Origin of the sequence: Streptomyces sp. NPDC004435 (genome assembly GCF_042873895.1) — a bacterium.
GTDB lineage: Bacteria > Actinomycetota > Actinomycetes > Streptomycetales > Streptomycetaceae > Streptomyces.
The window spans coordinates 17,794-33,470 of record NZ_JBIAMB010000005.1 but is presented as its reverse complement, the minus strand read 5'-3'; the positions used below and the strand labels follow the sequence as shown (position 1 = coordinate 33,470).

The 15,677-nt window shown below is 74.2% G+C and carries 10 protein-coding genes; 3 read left to right on the top strand and 7 right to left on the bottom strand.

The genetic code is table 11. The features are described from left to right. Positions 1–21: 21 nt before the first annotated feature. From ACFYT9_RS10220 to ACFYT9_RS10190, 7 genes are read right to left on the bottom strand one after another with little or no spacing between them, the layout of a single operon-like run. Complete coding sequence (locus ACFYT9_RS10220) at positions 22–870, bottom strand: HpcH/HpaI aldolase/citrate lyase family protein (RefSeq protein WP_387270730.1); 849 nt, start codon at positions 868–870, stop codon at positions 22–24. Further along, positions 867–2,087: a CaiB/BaiF CoA transferase family protein gene (locus tag ACFYT9_RS10215; protein WP_387270729.1), complete on the bottom strand. Its 1,221-nt coding sequence runs from the start codon at positions 2,085–2,087 to the stop codon at positions 867–869. Before ACFYT9_RS10215 ends, ACFYT9_RS10220 begins: the two co-directional genes overlap by 4 nt. After that, on the bottom strand, positions 2,084–3,004 hold the full coding sequence (gene rbsK / locus ACFYT9_RS10210) for a ribokinase (RefSeq protein ID WP_376596529.1): 921 nt from the start codon (positions 3,002–3,004) through the stop codon (positions 2,084–2,086). The genes ACFYT9_RS10215 and rbsK overlap by 4 nt, the downstream gene beginning before the upstream one ends. Continuing rightward, on the bottom strand, positions 3,001–4,704 hold the full coding sequence (locus ACFYT9_RS10205; RefSeq protein ID WP_389162146.1) for an ADP-ribosylglycohydrolase family protein: 1,704 nt from the start codon (positions 4,702–4,704) through the stop codon (positions 3,001–3,003). The genes rbsK and ACFYT9_RS10205 overlap by 4 nt, the downstream gene beginning before the upstream one ends. Continuing rightward, the gene (locus ACFYT9_RS10200; RefSeq protein WP_387270726.1) at positions 4,701–5,852 is read right to left on the bottom strand and encodes an ADP-ribosylglycohydrolase family protein; all 1,152 of its coding nucleotides are present in this window, start codon (positions 5,850–5,852) and stop codon (positions 4,701–4,703) included. The genes ACFYT9_RS10205 and ACFYT9_RS10200 overlap by 4 nt, the downstream gene beginning before the upstream one ends. After that, positions 5,833–7,116, bottom strand: coding sequence for an ADP-ribosylglycohydrolase family protein (locus tag ACFYT9_RS10195; RefSeq protein ID WP_389162143.1), 1,284 nt, complete (start codon positions 7,114–7,116; stop codon positions 5,833–5,835). The genes ACFYT9_RS10200 and ACFYT9_RS10195 overlap by 20 nt, the downstream gene beginning before the upstream one ends. Next, positions 7,116–8,108: an ADP-ribosylglycohydrolase family protein gene (locus tag ACFYT9_RS10190; RefSeq protein WP_389162141.1), complete on the bottom strand. Its 993-nt coding sequence runs from the start codon at positions 8,106–8,108 to the stop codon at positions 7,116–7,118. Before ACFYT9_RS10190 ends, ACFYT9_RS10195 begins: the two co-directional genes overlap by 1 nt. A gap of 279 nt (positions 8,109–8,387) precedes the next feature. On the opposite strand from ACFYT9_RS10190, the gene ACFYT9_RS10185 reads away from it, so the two are divergent. From ACFYT9_RS10185 to ACFYT9_RS10175, 3 genes are all read left to right on the top strand, one after another. Further along, a complete protein-coding gene (locus ACFYT9_RS10185) occupies positions 8,388–9,116 on the top strand; it encodes a VIT1/CCC1 transporter family protein (protein WP_387270723.1) in 729 nt (242 codons plus the stop codon). A 535-nt stretch (positions 9,117–9,651) separates the two neighbouring features. After that, complete coding sequence (gene gltB, locus ACFYT9_RS10180; protein ID WP_389162139.1) at positions 9,652–14,223, top strand: glutamate synthase large subunit; 4,572 nt, start codon at positions 9,652–9,654, stop codon at positions 14,221–14,223. After that, positions 14,216–15,676, top strand: a complete 1,461-nt coding sequence (locus tag ACFYT9_RS10175) for a glutamate synthase subunit beta (RefSeq protein ID WP_387270720.1) — start codon at positions 14,216–14,218, stop codon at positions 15,674–15,676. Before gltB ends, ACFYT9_RS10175 begins: the two co-directional genes overlap by 8 nt. Position 15,677 lies beyond the last annotated feature (1 nt).

Here is a 15,677-nt window from a genome sequence, read left to right as displayed (position 1 = left end):
TCGCGCATGCCCGGGTACGGCTCAGACGGCGCGGTCCGCGAGAGCCAGGACACGGTGGGCGCCCGCCACCACCGCCGCGTCCACGAACCGGCCGTCCGCCAGGGCCAGCGCACCCCGGTCGGTCGTGGCCGCCGCCACCACCGCGCGGGCCGCGTCGACCTCCTGCGGGGTGGGCAGATAGGCCCGCTCGATGACGGGGAGCTGCCGGGGGTGGATGGCCGCCCGCCCGAGGAAGCCCAGCGCCCGGCCCCGGGCGCAGCCGGCGGCGAGCGCGTCCAGGTCGCCGATGTCCGCGTGGACCGACTGGACCGGCGGCGGCAGCGCGGCGGCGCGGGCGGCGACCACGACCCGGCTGCGCGGCCAGTCCAGGCCGCTGTCGTCCCGCACCCCCAGGTCGGCGCGGAGGTCGGCCTCGCCGAGGGAGAGGCCGCGGACCGCCGGGTGGGCGGTGGCGATGGCGTACGCGTGCTCCACGGCCAGCGCGCTCTCCAGGAGCGGGTAGAGCGGGAGACCGGGGGCGAGCTCGCTGATCCGGTGGATGTCGGAGGCGTGTGTCACCTTGGGTACACGGAGACCGGAGAGGCCCGGGAGGGAGGCCAGGACGGGGATGTCGCGCGGGGCGTGGATGCGGACGTGCACCGGGACGGGGTGGGCGTCGGAGAGCAGATCGACGGTGGCGTCGAGGGCGTACGCCTTGCGGTCCGGGGCGACCGCGTCCTCCAGGTCCACGATGACGACGTGGGCGCCGGAGCCGAGCGCCTTGCGGACCACCTCGGGGCGGTCGCCCGGGGCGTACAGCCAGGTGAGGGCGGGGCGGCGGGGGGCGCGGGGCCGGGCGTCGGCGCCGGTGCCGGCGGCGGGGACGCTCATACCGACCCCCGCGCGCGCAGGTGGTCGATCTCGTCCGGGGTGAGGCCGGCCGCCGTGAGGACCTCGTCGGTGTCGGCGCCGTGCGGGCGGCCGGCCCAGCGGATGGCGCCCGGGGTCTCCGAGAGCCGGAAGAGCACGTTCTGCATGCGGATCGGGCCCAGCTCCGGGTCCGGGACCTCGGTGACCGTGCCGAGCGCCTGGTACTGCGGGTCGGCGAGGACGTCCCGGACGTCGTAGACCGGGGCGATCGCCGCCTCCGCCTTCTCGAAGGCGTCCATGGCCTCGTCACGGGTGTGCCGGGCGATCCAGGTGCCGACGGCCTCGTCGAGGACCTCGGCGTGCGCGGCCCGCCCGCTGCCGTCGGCGAACCACGGCTCGTCGATCAGCTCGGGGCGGCCGACCAGGCGCAGGACGCGCTCGGCGATGGACTGCGCCGAGGTGGAGACGGCCACCCAGGACCCGTCGGAGGTCCGGTAGGTGTTGCGGGGAGCGTTGTTGCGGGAGCGGTTGCCGGTGCGCGGCTGGACGTAGCCGAGCTGGTCGTACCAGAGGGGGTGGGGGCCGATGACGGACAGCATCGGCTCGATGATGGCCATGTCCACGACCTGGCCGTGGCCGGTGGCGGTCCTCGCGGTGAGCGCGGTCATCACGGCGTACGCGGTGGCGAGGGCGGCGATCGAGTCGGCGAGGCCGAAGGGCGGCAGGGTCGGCGGGCCGTCCGGTTCGCCGGTGATGGCGGCGAAGCCGCTCATCGCCTCGGCGAGGGTGCCGAAGCCGGGACGGTGGGCGTACGGCCCGAACTGGCCGAAGCCGGTCACCCGGGCCAGCACCAGCCGGGGGTTGACCGTGGACAGCTCCTCCCAGCCCAGACCCCAGCGCTCCAGGGTGCCGGGGCGGAAGTTCTCCACGATCACGTCGGCGTCGGCGGCCAGCCGGAGCAGGGTGTCCCGGCCGCCGGGGGTGGACAGGTCGAGGGTGATGGTCCGCTTGTTGCGGCCCAGGACCTTCCACCACAGGCCCACCCCGTCCTTGGCGGGGCCGTGGCCCCGGGACGGGTCCGGTTTGCGGGGGTGCTCGACCTTGACGACGTCGGCACCGAAGTCGCCGAGCATCATGGCGGCCAGCGGCCCGGCGAAGAGCGTCGCCAGATCGAGGACGCGCAGCCCCTGGAGGGGCGGGGCCTGGGGCGCGTGGGGTGCGGTGGGTGCGGTGGTCATACGGGATCGGCCTCCAGGGACTCGGGGGAGCCGTGGGCCGCCTCGATCTCGGTGCGGTACGGCATCGAGGTCGACGCGCCCTCGCGGCGGACGGAGAGGGCGGCGGCCGTGCCCGCCCAGGCGAGCGCGTCCGGCACCGGGCGGCCCTCACCGAGGGCGACCGCCAGCGCGCCGACGAAGGTGTCGCCGGCCGCGGTGGTGTCGACGGCCCGCACGCGCGGGGCGGGCACGGTGAGCGGATCCCTGCCGCGCGCCGCGTAGAGGCAGCCGGCCGAGCCGAGGGTGACGACGACCTCGGGGACGGCTTCGAGGAGGGCGAGCGCGGCGGCGCGCGGGTCGGAGCGGCCGGTGAGGGTGGCTGCCTCGTGCTCGTTGGGCACCAGCAGGTCGGTGACGTCGAAGAGGTCGGGCGGGAGCGGCTGGGCGGGAGCCGGGGTGAGGACGGTGCGCACACCGCGGGTGCGGGCGTGGGCGGCGCCCGCGACGACGACGGAGAGGGGGAGTTCGAGCTGGAGGAGGAGCAGGTCGGCGGTGTCGATCAGCGCCTCGTCGCCGTGGGTGAGGGAGGTGACGGTGGCGTTGGCGCCGGGGACGACGACGATCGCGTTGCCGCCCTCGTCGTCGACGACGATGTGCGCGGTGCCGGAGGCGCCCTCCACGGTGCGGAGCAGGTCCGTGTCGACGGAGCAGTGCTCCAGGACGTCCCTGAGCCGGTAGCCGAACTCGTCCGAGCCGACCGCGCCGATCATGGCGACCTCGCCGCCCGCGCGGGCGGCGGCGACCGCCTGGTTGGCGCCCTTGCCGCCGGGGATCGTGCGGAACGAGCGGCCGGTGACCGTCTCGCCGCGCTGCGGGGCCCGCCGTACGTAGGCCACGAGGTCCATGTTGGTGCTCCCGAGCACCACGATGCTGGTCATGGGCGTACTGCCTCCAGGTGGGTCAGGTCGGCGAGGGTGTCGAAGCCGATGCCGTCGAAGGTCGGCACCGAGGTGGCGAGCCGGTTCTTCAGGGGGGAGGTCCAGCGGTCCGGGAGCCGGTCGGGGTGCCCGGCGAGGAGACCGGCGACCGAGCCGGCGGTGGCGCCGTTGGAGTCGGTGTCCCAGCCGCCGGAGACGGCCGCGCAGACGGAGCGGGTGAAGTCGCCGTCCGCATGGGTGAGGGCGGCGGCGAGCAGCGCGCTGTTCGGTACGGCATGGACCCAGTGGTACCCGCCGTACCGGGCGTGCAGCCGGTCGACGACGGCGTCGAGGTCGGCGTCGGCGCGGGCGGCGCGGATGCCGTACCGGACGGCCTCGGCGAGCCGCGAGCGGGGCGGGACGACGGAGAGCCCGGCGGTCAGCGCCCGGTGGACGTCGGTGCCGCCGCCCGCGGCGGCGGCCACGGTCGCGGCGACGAACATGGCGCCGTGGACGCCGCTCCCGGTGTGGCTGAGGACGGCGTCCCGGTGGATCTGGGCGGCGGCGGCGGCCGGGTCGCCGGGATGGGTCCAGCCGTGGACGTCGGCCCGGATCTGGGCGCCGATCCACTCCCGGAAGGGGTTGCGGCGGACGGCGGTCAGCGGCGGCTCGATCCCGTCGAGCAGGTTGCGGTAGGCGATCCGCTCGGCGGTGAAGGCGCGTCCCGCGGGGAGTTCGTCGAGCCAGAGGCGGGCCACGTCGGCGGTGGTGAAGCCGCGGCCGTGGCGGCGGAGGAGGAGCAGCGCGAGGAGGGGGTGGTCGAGGTCGTCGTCCGCCGGCATGCCGTCGATGTTCTCGGCGAGCGAGGTGGCGGCGGAGCGGCGGTTCCAGGGATGGGCCGCGAGGAGTTCCGGCGGGACCCCGCGCGCGGTGAACCAGTCGTCGAGCGGCCAGTTCCCGGCGGCCCGGGCGAGTGCGCGGATCGCGTCGAGCGGCAGCTTCTCGACGGGCTTCCCGAGCAGGCAGCCGGCGGCCCGCCCGAGCCAGGCCGCGTGCAGCCGGTCACGGAGGGCGGGGTCGGAGCGGGCGCCGGGGACGAGGGGGCCCGCGGGCCGGTCGGGGCAGGCGTCGAGGATCGCGCCGAGCTCGGTGGGCTCGTCGGCGGCGAGGGGGGAGGGGAGGGCGGCGAGTGCGTCGAGCAGCTCCTCGGCGAGGGGCCGGAGGCCCGGCCGGGGGACGGGGGAGGCGCCGGCGGCGGGCGGCGCGGGCTGCCCGCCGGCCGCGTACCAGCGCGCCGCGATCTCCCGGGCGTCCCGTCCGTCCTCGGCGGCCTGGCGCAGCTCGTGCCCGACGAGGTCCTCGGGCTGCACCCACGTGAGGCGGACGGGCGCGGGGCCGTCCCCGCGGGGCACGTTCGCGGGCGGGCCCGCGCGGGAGGTCCGCCCGGGCGCGCTCCTGCCGGGGCGGGTGTGGCCGGGGCGGGTGTGGTCGGCGGGGGTGGCGAGGCCGGTGCTGGTGCCGGATGTGGGGGGCGGGGTGCCGTCGGAGCCGGACTCGGCGCGCGGGGCGCTGCCCAGGGAGGGGGCGGTGGACAGGGTCGGGCCGGGTGCGCCCAGGGTGCCGGGCTCGGGGGCGGGGGTCGTCCGGGGGCCGGGGGCGCGGCCGGAGCCGGGGCCGGGGCCGGGGCCTGAGGGTGTGGTGGTCGGGGTGGGGTCCGTCATCGGGCGGGGCCCGTCAGGGCGGCGCGGGCGGACTCGTGGGCGCGGCGGCGGGCGGTGTCGCGGGCGAAGACCTCGTGGGCCACGGCGGCGAGGGCGGTCGCCGGGGCGCGCAGGTCGAGGCGGCTGGCGTCCGCCACCCGCTTCGCCCAGTCGGCGGGGACCGCCGCCTCGCCGTGCAGGGCGCCGGCGATCGCGCCCGCCATGGTGGCGATGGAGTCGCAGTCCCGCCCGTAGTTGACCGCGCCCAGGACCGTACGGCGGTAGTCGCCCTCGCCGACCAGCAGCATGCCGAGCGCGATGGGCAGCTCCTCGATGGAGTGGAGGCGGGAGGGGCGGCGGGCGTCCAGCCCCGGGGCGCGGTAGTCGGGGCCGACGGAGTCGTACGGGGCGACCGCGCGGCGCAGCGGGGCCAGGGCGGACTCGAAGTCGTGGTGGCGGTCGGCGACTTCGGCGACCGCCTCGATCGCGGCGCGGGTGCCGTCCTTGGCGAGGGCGAGGGCGGTGTCGACGACCGTGCGCGGGGTGGCGCCGGGGACGCAGGCCGCCGCGACCGCCGCCGCGAGGACCCCCGCCGCCTCGCGGCCGTACGAGGACTGGTGGGCGCCGGCGACGTCCAGGGCCTCGGCGTAGGCGCCGTGCGGGTCGGCCGCGTTGACCAGGCCGACCGGGGCCATGTACATCGCGGCGCCGCAGTTGACGATGTTTCCGGTGCCGGCCTCGCGCGGGTCGGCGTGGCCGTAGTGGAGGCGGGCGACGATCCACTTCTCGGCGAGGAAGACCCGCTGGAGGGGGAGGGCCTCCGCCTCCAGTTCGGGGATCCACACGGGCGTGCCCATGAGTTCGGGGACGAGGTGGTCGGCGACGGCGTACGCGTCGAGGTGGTCGCGGACCCGTTCGTACACCCGGATCAGGGCGTGGGTCATCAGGGTGTCGTCGGTGACGTGCCCGTCGCCCTTGTGGTACGGCGCGATGGGGCGGGCGGTGCGCCAGGAGTCGCCGTTCCAGGGGCCGACGATGCCGGTGACGCGGCCGCCGTGGCGTTCGGTGATCTGCTCGGGGGTGTACCCCTCGACGGGGCCGCCGAGGGCGTCGCCCACGGCGGCTCCGAGGAGACTTCCGGTGATCCGCTCATCCAGTGTGGGTGTCATGTCGGAATTGTCCACCTGGGGGCGCCGGTTCCGTGGTTCCCAGGAGCCCGGCGAGTTCCACCAGGTCCGTGCCGGCGAGGCGGGGGAGCGCGCAGCCGGAGAGCGTCCGGCAGGCGTCCCGCCAGCTCGCAGGCACCGAACGGCCGCCGCCCAGCGCGCCGGTGAGCGCGCCGGCCAGGGCGGGCGCGGAGTCGGCGACCCGGGAGAGGCAGGCCGCCGCCGGGACCGCGGCCGTCATGGAGCCGCGCGCGGCGACGGTCAGCGCGAGCGCGACCGGGACGGTCTCGGCGGCGGCGATGCCGTAGCTGTAGACGTGGTCGACGATCTGGTGCTCCAGGAGCGGGACGAGTTCGAAGGCGGAGTCGGCGGTACGGGCCAGCTTCACGGCGTGCCGGGCGTTGCGGCCGATCTCGGTGACGGGCGGGAGTTCGGCGAGCGCGGCGGCCACGGCGCCGTCGGCGTCCGCGCCGCCGAGGGCCGCGGCGACGGCCGCTGCGGTGGCCCGGGCGCCGTGCACGCCGTCGCCGTCCTGCGTGTACCGGGCGTCGAACTCGGCGAGTTCGGCGGCGGCACGCGGGTCGCCGGGGTGGACGACGGCGAGGACGGCGGCCCGGACGCAGGCGGCGTCGTCGAAGTAGTGCGGGTTGTCGTGGCCGGTGGCGGGCGGGCGCAGGCCGGTGGCCAGATTGCCGAGGCCGGCGCGGACCGAGATGCGGGCGCGGAGCGGGAGGACGGCGGACTCGATCTCGGGGGCACGGTCGGCGGCGGCCGCGATCTGCCCCGCGAGGTGGTTCCAGGCCACGTCCACGGCGGCGCGGAGCCGGCGCTCGCGGGGGAGGGAGGCGAAGAGGGGGCCGGCGGCGGCAAGCACCGCCTCCGCGGTGAAGGCCGCCCACTCGGCGTCGTCGGAGGGGCCGAGGCGGAGGGGCTCGGGGGGCTGGTTCAGGGCGATCGGGACGGGGAGGGTGGTCGTCGCGTTCTGCTCCGCGAAGGTGTCGAGCTCGCGGGTGAGGCGGCGGGTCCACTCGGGCATCCGGGCGGCGCGGTGCCGCGCGGCGGGCCAGCCCGCGGCGTCGCCCGCGGCGAGGCCGAGGAGCAGGCCCTCGATCCTGTCGCGGTCGGCGCGGTCGGCGCGGTCGGCGCGGTCGGCGTGGTCCGCAGGGTCCGCAGGGTCGGCGTGGACCATGCGGGCCCGGCCGGTCGGGCGGTCGGTGGCGGCGACCCGCGCCGCAGGGGTGGGGGTGAGGGACGCGTCGGGGGTCATCAGGGGGTTTCCTCTTCGGTCAGGAGGTCGGCGATGTCCAGGACGTGGTAGCCGCGCATCGTGGGCAGGCAGCTGCCGGTCACCGGGGTGATGGCGGAGGCCCATTCCTCCGGGATGGACGCGATCCCGCCCGCCGCGCCGGCCAGCGCGCCGGCCACCGCCGCCGTGGTGTCGGCGTCGCGGCCCATGTTGACGGCGGTGAGGACGGCCGTACGGAAGTCGCCGCGCGCCGCGGCGAAGGCGCCGAAGGCGAGGCCCACCGCCTCCGGGGCCAGGTCGGTCCACGGGTAGCCGCCGATGACGACCGCCGAGCGGACCTGGCGCTCGCGGGTGAGCGGGTCGGGCTGGACGCGCTGCGCCGCGACCACCGCGCGGCGCAGCGACCGGGCCGTCCAGGAGTCCATGGGGATGACGGAGAGGGCCGCCGCGATGACCGACGTGACGGTCGCGCCGGACATCGCCGCCGCGACCCCCGCCGCCACCGCCTGGCCGCCGTAGATGCCCTCGCCCTCGTGGCTGACGCTGCCGTCGATGGCGACGAGCCGGGCCGCCTCGGCGGGCCGGCCGGCCGCGAAGACGCCGAACGGCGCGGCCCGCATGGCCAGTCCGTCCGACCACGCGTGCCGGTGCTGGGCGGAGATGGGGGCGGCGAGGCCCCGCCGGAGGTTCTCCAGGGTGCCGCGCTCGGAGAAGCCCGCGCCGCGGAACGGACCCTCGTCGAGGTCGGCGATCCAGCGGTGCCACGCCCGCTCCACGTGGGCGACGGTGAGCGCCGAGCCGTGCCGGGCGAGCAGCAGCGCCGAGAAGATCGCGTACTCGGTGTCGTCGGTGCCCGCCGGACGGTCCGTCAGGAAGCCCTCGATCCGCCCCCACCTGCGGCGGATCTCGGAGGGCTTCATGTTCTCGGCGGGGGCGCCCAGCGCGTCGCCGACGGCGAGGCCGAGCAGCGCCCCCCTCGCCCGTTCACGGGTGTCGCATGTCGTGGTCACCATCTCCGCGCCCCTCTCCTCGGTGCGGGGCACCTCTTCGGCGGTACCCCTTCGCCTGGATCTGTGCCACGACGGGCGGCGGACTCGCCGATGGGCCGCTTCTGTCACCCGTCTGTCAGTGGGGCGGGTGGTGCTGAGGGTGCGTCAGGAAAGGTTCACCACACTGAGGCGGGCCTTACTAAGTACGGCCTGCCTTGCTGGCGCGCCCCTTACATCGAGCGTATTTTCGAGGGTGTTGGGGGCGGCGGGTGCGACCCGGCCCGCCGGAACGAGGGGAGAACCATGTCCATCATCGAAGCCCAGGCACCACTGCACGAGGCCCACCGCGACAACCACACCCACCGTGACGTCAACGGCGGTTGGCTGCGGCCCGCGGTCTTCGGCGCGATGGACGGACTCGTGTCGAACCTCGCCCTGATGACCGGCGTCGCCGGCGGCTCCGTCTCCTCGCAGACCATCGTCGTCACCGGTCTCGCCGGACTGGCCGCCGGAGCCTTCTCCATGGCGGCCGGCGAGTACACCTCGGTCGCCTCGCAGCGCGAGCTCGTCCAGGCGGAACTGGATGTGGAGCGCAGCCAGTTGCGCAAGCACCCGATCGACGAGATGGAGGAGCTGGCCGCCCTCTACGTCTCCCGGGGCGTCGAGCCCGCCCTCGCCCGCGAGGTCGCGATGCAGCTCTCCCGGGACCCCGAGCAGGCGCTGGAGATCCACGCCCGCGAGGAGCTGGGCATCGACCCCGACGACCTGCCGTCGCCTGCCGTCGCCGCCGTCTCGTCCTTCGGCTCCTTCGCGCTCGGCGCCCTGCTGCCCCTGCTGCCGTACCTGCTCGGCGCCACCGCGCTCTGGCCGGCCGTGCTGCTCGCGCTCCTCGGCCTCTTCGCCTGCGGAGCGCTGGTCGCCCGGGTCACCGCGCGCGGCTGGTGGTTCAGCGGCCTGCGCCAGCTGGTGCTCGGCGGTGCCGCCGCGGCCGTCACGTACGGCCTCGGGATGCTCCTCGGCGCCGCGCTCTAGCGGCGGACGCACCGCCCCGACGGAAACGGAATCCGTGCCGGCGGGGAGGCCCGAGAGGCCCCCTCAAGGGGCCTCTCGGGCATTTCGGGGTGACTTTGCGGGACGAAAGCCGCATCCTCGCTGTGACGAATATCCCTGGTCGGAATCCTCGCGGCGGTGAGACACTATGCACGACGCCACATATGTAGCCGGTTACCCGGCGGTTTCGAACCCGTGACCAACGGGAAAGAGGCAGAAGCGTCGCTGGGCAACGAAGCCCTCCCCGGACGGACCGGCATCATCCTCGCGGATCCGTCCCACGCGGAGCAGTCACGGTGCAGTCACTGCCCCCGCACCCAGAGAGAACAGGTGAACGCGCACCACCGCTCCGTGTCGGTGGTGTCCGCATGCTGGAACGCGCTATCCACTAGGCGAGAATCGCTCCATCATGTAACCTGCACGAAATTTCGCGGAGGGCCAACGTCGTCCCTCGGCAGCAGCTCCCCCAGACGTGGTCTGGGAGAAGCCCCCAGCCACGACGACGACGGGAGAGCCGATGCGTTCCGACGCCTGGTCGCCCATGGATGGTCGCCCCGCCCCCCAGGGCATGTACGACCCCCGTAACGAGCACGACGCCTGTGGTGTCGGGTTCGTGGCCACCCTCACCGGTGTGGCCAGCCACGCGCTGGTCGAGCAGGCGCTGACCGTACTGCGCAACCTCGAGCACCGCGGCGCCACCGGCTCCGAGCCGGACTCCGGCGACGGCGCCGGCATCCTGCTCCAGGTCCCGGACGCCTTCTTCCGCGAGGTCACCGACTTCGAGCTGCCCGAGGCCGGCGCGTACGCGGTGGGCACCGCCTTCCTCCCCGTCGACTCCGCCGACGAGACCGCCGCCGCGGTCGAGGCGATCGCCGCCGACGAGGGCCTCACCGTCCTCGGCTGGCGCGAGGTCCCCGTCGCCCCCGCCCTGCTCGGCGCCACCGCCCGCTCCACCATGCCGGCCTTCCGCCAGGTCTTCGTGACCGACGGCGAGAGCACCGGCATCGCGCTGGACCGCAAGGCGTTCGTGTTCCGCAAGCGCGCCGAGCGTGAGGCCGCGACGTACTTCCCGTCGCTCTCCGCCCGCACCCTCGTCTACAAGGGCATGCTCACCACCGGCCAGCTGGAGCCCTTCTTCCCGGACCTGTCGGACCGGCGCCTGGCCTCGGCCGTCGCCCTCGTCCACTCCCGGTTCTCCACCAACACCTTCCCCAGCTGGCCGCTCGCCCACCCGTACCGCTTCGTCGCCCACAACGGCGAGATCAACACGGTCAAGGGCAACCGCAACTGGATGACCGCCCGCGAGGCCCAGCTCGCCGGCGACGTCTTCGGCGAGAGCCGGGACGGCAAGGGCCTGGAGCGGATCTTCCCGATCTGCACCCCCGACGCCTCCGACACCGCCTCCTTCGACGAGGTCCTGGAGCTGCTCCACCTCGGCGGCCGCTCGCTGCCGCACGCCGTCCTGATGATGGTCCCCGAGGCGTGGGAGAACCACGACTCCATGGACCCCGCGCGGCACGCCTTCTACCAGTACCACTCCACGATGATGGAGCCCTGGGACGGCCCCGCCTGCGTCACCTTCACCGACGGCGTCCAGGTCGGCGCGGTCCTCGACCGCAACGGTCTGCGCCCCGGCCGCTACTGGGTCACCGACGAGGGCCTCGTCGTCCTCTCCTCCGAGGTCGGCGTCCTCGACATCGACCCCGCCAAGGTCGTCCGCAAGGGCCGCCTCCAGCCCGGCAAGATGTTCCTCGTCGACACCGCCGAGCACCGCATCATCGAGGACGACGAGATCAAGGCCGGCCTCGCCGCCGAGCAGCCGTACGCGGAGTGGCTGGAGACCGGCGAGATCGAGCTCTCCGACCTCCCCGAGCGCGAGCACATCGTGCACACCCACGCCTCGGTCACCCGCCGCCAGCAGACCTTCGGCTACACCGAGGAAGAGCTCCGCGTCATCCTCGCCCCGATGGCCCGCACCGGCGGTGAGCCGCTCGGCTCCATGGGCACCGACTCGCCCATCGCGGCCCTCTCCGAGCGCCCCCGGCTGCTCTTCGACTACTTCACGCAGCTGTTCGCGCAGGTCACCAACCCGCCGCTGGACGCCATCCGGGAAGAGCTCGTCACCTCGCTGCGCTCCTCCCTCGGTCCCCAGGGCAACCTGCTCGACCCGACCGCGGCCTCCTGTCGCTCGGTCACCCTGCCCTTCCCGGTGATCGATAACGACGAGCTCGCCAAGCTCATCCACATCAACCACGACGGCGACATGCCGGGCATGAAGGCCGCCACGCTCTCCGGCCTCTACCGGGTCTCCGGCGGCGGCGAGGCCCTCGCCGCCCGCATCGACGCCATCTGCGCCGAGGCCGACGCGGCCATCGAGGGCGGCGCCCGCCTGATCGTCCTCTCCGACCGGCACTCCGACGCCGAGCACGCGCCGATCCCGTCGCTGCTGCTCACCGCCGCCGTCCACCACCACCTCATCCGCACCAAGCAGCGCACCATGGTGGGCCTGCTGGTCGAGGCCGGCGACGTCCGAGAGGTCCACCACGTCGCCCTGCTCATCGGCTACGGCGCCGCGGCGGTCAACCCGTACCTGGCCATGGAGTCCGTCGAGGACCTGCTCCGCGCCGGCACCTTCCTCAGCGACATCGAGCCCGAGCAGGCCACCCGCAACCTGATCTACGCCCTCGGCAAGGGCGTCCTCAAGGTCATGTCGAAGATGGGCATCTCCACGGTCGCCTCCTACCGCGGCGCCCAGGTCTTCGAGGCCGTCGGCCTCGACACCGAGTTCGTCTCCCGGTACTTCAACGGCACCGCCACCAAGATCGGCGGCGCCGGCCTGGACGTCGTCGCCAAGGAGGTCGCCGCCCGCCACGCCAAGGCGTACCCGGCCACCGGCATCGCCTCCGCGCACCGCGCGCTGGAGATCGGCGGCGAGTACCAGTGGCGCCGCGAGGGCGAGCCGCACCTCTTCGACCCGGAGACCGTCTTCCGCCTCCAGCACGCCACGCGGAACAAGCGGTACGACATCTTCAAGCAGTACACGGACCGGGTGAACGAGCAGTCCGAGCGCCTGATGACGCTCCGCGGCCTGTTCGGCTTCGCCTCCGGCCGCCCGTCGATCCCCGTGGACGAGGTCGAGCCGGTCTCCGAGATCGTCAAGCGCTTCTCCACCGGCGCCATGTCGTACGGCTCCATCTCCCAGGAGGCGCACGAGACCCTCGCCATCGCCATGAACCAGCTCGGCGGCAAGTCGAACACCGGTGAGGGCGGCGAGGACCCGGAGCGCCTGTACGACCCGGCGCGCCGCTCGTCGATCAAGCAGGTCGCCTCCGGCCGCTTCGGCGTCACCTCCGAGTACCTGGTCAACGCCGACGACATCCAGATCAAGATGGCCCAGGGCGCCAAGCCCGGCGAGGGCGGCCAGCTGCCCGGCCACAAGGTCTACCCGTGGGTCGCCAAGACGCGTCACTCGACGCCCGGCGTCGGCCTCATCTCGCCGCCGCCGCACCACGACATCTACTCCATCGAGGACCTGGCTCAGCTGATCCACGACCTCAAGAACGCCAACCCGCAGGCCCGCATCCACGTGAAGCTGGTCTCCGAGGTCGGCGTCGGCACGGTCGCGGCCGGCGTGTCCAAGGCGCACGCGGACGTCGTCCTCATCTCCGGCCACGACGGCGGTACGGGCGCCTCCCCGCTCACCTCGCTCAAGCACGCGGGCGGCCCCTGGGAGCTCGGTCTCGCCGAGACCCAGCAGACGCTGCTGCTCAACGGTCTGCGCGACCGGATCGTCGTCCAGACCGACGGCCAGCTCAAGACCGGCCGCGACGTCGTCATCGCCGCGCTGCTCGGCGCCGAGGAGTTCGGTTTCGCGACCGCGCCGCTCGTCGTCTCCGGCTGCGTCATGATGCGCGTCTGCCACCTGGACACCTGCCCGGTCGGCATCGCCACCCAGAACCCGGTCCTGCGCGACCGTTTCTCCGGCAAGGCCGAGTACGTCGTCAACTTCTTCGAGTTCATCGGGCAGGAGGTCCGCGAGCTCCTCGCCGAGCTGGGCTTCCGCTCCATCGAGGAGGCCGTCGGCCACGCCGAGCTGCTCGACACCAGCCGCGCCGTCACGCACTGGAAGGCGCAGGGCCTGGACCTGGAGCCGCTCTTCTACGTGCCGGAGCTGCCGGAGGGCGCGGTCCGCCACGCCCAGATCGAGCAGGACCACGGTCTGGAGAAGGCGCTCGACAACCAGCTGATCCAGCTCGCCGCCGAGGCGCTGAACGCCCCCTCCGCCGAGCAGGCCCAGCCGGTCCGCGCCCAGGTCGAGATCCGCAACATCAACCGCACGGTCGGCACCATGCTCGGCCACGAGGTGACGAAGAAGTTCGGCGGCGGCGGCCTTCCGGCCGACACCATCGACCTCACCTTCACCGGCTCCGCCGGCCAGTCCTTCGGCGCCTTCCTGCCGTCCGGCGTGACCCTCCGCCTGGAGGGCGACGCCAACGACTTCGTCGGCAAGGGCCTCTCCGGCGGCCGGGTGATCGTCCGCCCCGACCGCGGCGCCGACCACCTCGCCGAGTACTCCACCATCGCGGGCAACACCATCGCGTACGGCGCCACCGGCGGCGAGCTCTTCCTGCGCGGCCGCACCGGCGAGCGCTTCTGCGTCCGCAACTCCGGCGCCCTGGTCGTCTCGGAGGGCGTGGGCGACCACGGCTGCGAGTACATGACCGGCGGCACGGCGGTCGTCCTCGGCGAGACCGGCCGCAACTTCGCGGCGGGCATGTCCGGCGGTGTCGCCTACGTCATCGACCTCGACATCGACCACGTCAACTCCGGCAACCTCGGAGCGGTCGAGGCGCCGTCGGACACCGACAAGGCGTGGCTGCACGACGTCGTGCGCCGCCACCAGGAGGAGACCGGCTCCACCGTGGCCGAGAAGCTCCTGGCCGACTGGGACACGGCGGCCAGCCGCTTCAGCAAGATCATCCCGACCACGTACAAGGCAGTGCTCGCCGCCAAGGACGCCGCTGAGCTCGCCGGTCTCTCCGAGCAGGAGACCACCGAGAAGATGATGGAGGCGGCGACCCATGGCTGACCCGAAGGGCTTCCTCACCACCGGCCGCGAGGTCGCCGAGACCCGTCCCGTCGCGGAGCGCGTCCGCGACTGGAACGAGGTCTACGTCCCCGGCTCCCTGCTGCCGATCATCAGCAAGCAGGCCGGCCGCTGCATGGACTGCGGCATCCCGTTCTGCCACAACGGCTGCCCGCTCGGGAACCTGATCCCCGAGTGGAACGACTACGCCTACCGCGAGGACTGGTCGGCCGCGTCCGAGCGCCTCCACGCCACCAACAACTTCCCGGAGTTCACCGGCCGCCTGTGCCCGGCTCCGTGCGAGTCGGCGTGCGTGCTCGGCATCAACCAGCCGGCCGTCACCATCAAGAACGTCGAAGTCTCCATCATCGACAAGGCGTGGGACGCCAACGACGTCAAGCCGCAGGCGCCCGAGCGCCTCTCCGGCAAGACCGTCGCCGTCATCGGCTCCGGCCCGGCGGGCCTCGCCGCCGCCCAGCAGCTGACCCGGGCCGGCCACACCGTGGTCGTGTACGAGCGCGCCGACCGCATCGGCGGCCTGCTGCGCTACGGCATCCCCGAGTTCAAGATGGAGAAGCGGCACATCAACCGCCGCATCGAGCAGATGCGCGCGGAGGGCACCAAGTTCCGCACCGGCGTCGAGATCGGCCGCGACGTCACGGCCACCGACCTGCGCAAGCGGTTCGACGCGGTCGTGGTCGCCGCCGGCGCCACCACCGCCCGCGACCTGCCCGTGCAGGGCCGCGAGCTCCAGGGCATCCACCAGGCGATGGAGTACCTGCCGCTCGCCAACAAGGTGGTCGAGGGCGACTTCGTGGCCTCGCCGATCACCGCCGAGGGCAAGCACGTCGTCGTCATCGGCGGCGGCGACACCGGCGCCGACTGCGTCGGCACCGCCCACCGCCAGGGCGCCGCCTCCGTCACCCAGCTGGAGATCATGCCCCGGCCGGGCGAGGACCGGAACGCCAACCAGCCCTGGCCGACCTTCCCGATGCTGTACAAGGTCACCTCGGCGCACGAGGAGGGCGGCGAGCGGGTCTACTCCGTCTCCACCACCCACTTCGAGGGCGACGCGGACGGCAACGTCCAGTACCTCCACCTCATCGAGGTCGAGTTCGTCGACGGCAAGCTGACCCAGAAGCCGGGCACCGAGCGGAAGATCCCCGCGCAGCTGGTCACCCTCGCCATGGGCTTCACCGGCACGGACGTCGCCAACGGCCTGGTCTCCCAGTTCGGTGTCGCCCTGGACGCGCGGGGCAACATCGCCCGCGACGCCGACTACGCCACCAACATCGACGGCGTGTACGTCGCCGGCGACGCCGGCCGCGGCCAGTCGCTGATCGTCTGGGCCATCGCCGAGGGCCGCTCCGCCGCCCGCGGGGTGGACCGCTACCTGACCGGTGCCAGCTCCTTGCCGGCCCCGATCCGCCCGACGGACCGCTCGCTGCTGGTCTGAC

Coding starts and splice junctions, on each gene's coding strand:
- ACFYT9_RS10220 (WP_387270730.1), bottom strand. CDS start 870: ATGAGCGTCCCCGCCGCCGGCACCGGCGCCGACGCCCGGCCCCGCGCC.
- ACFYT9_RS10215 (WP_387270729.1), bottom strand. CDS start 2,087: ATGACCACCGCACCCACCGCACCCCACGCGCCCCAGGCCCCGCCCCTC.
- rbsK (WP_376596529.1), bottom strand. CDS start 3,004: ATGACCAGCATCGTGGTGCTCGGGAGCACCAACATGGACCTCGTGGCC.
- ACFYT9_RS10205 (WP_389162146.1), bottom strand. CDS start 4,704: ATGACGGACCCCACCCCGACCACCACACCCTCAGGCCCCGGCCCCGGC.
- ACFYT9_RS10200 (WP_387270726.1), bottom strand. CDS start 5,852: ATGACACCCACACTGGATGAGCGGATCACCGGAAGTCTCCTCGGAGCC.
- ACFYT9_RS10195 (WP_389162143.1), bottom strand. CDS start 7,116: ATGACCCCCGACGCGTCCCTCACCCCCACCCCTGCGGCGCGGGTCGCC.
- ACFYT9_RS10190 (WP_389162141.1), bottom strand. CDS start 8,108: ATGGTGACCACGACATGCGACACCCGTGAACGGGCGAGGGGGGCGCTG.
- ACFYT9_RS10185 (WP_387270723.1), top strand. CDS start 8,388: ATGTCCATCATCGAAGCCCAGGCACCACTGCACGAGGCCCACCGCGAC.
- gltB (WP_389162139.1), top strand. CDS start 9,652: ATGCGTTCCGACGCCTGGTCGCCCATGGATGGTCGCCCCGCCCCCCAG.
- ACFYT9_RS10175 (WP_387270720.1), top strand. CDS start 14,216: ATGGCTGACCCGAAGGGCTTCCTCACCACCGGCCGCGAGGTCGCCGAG.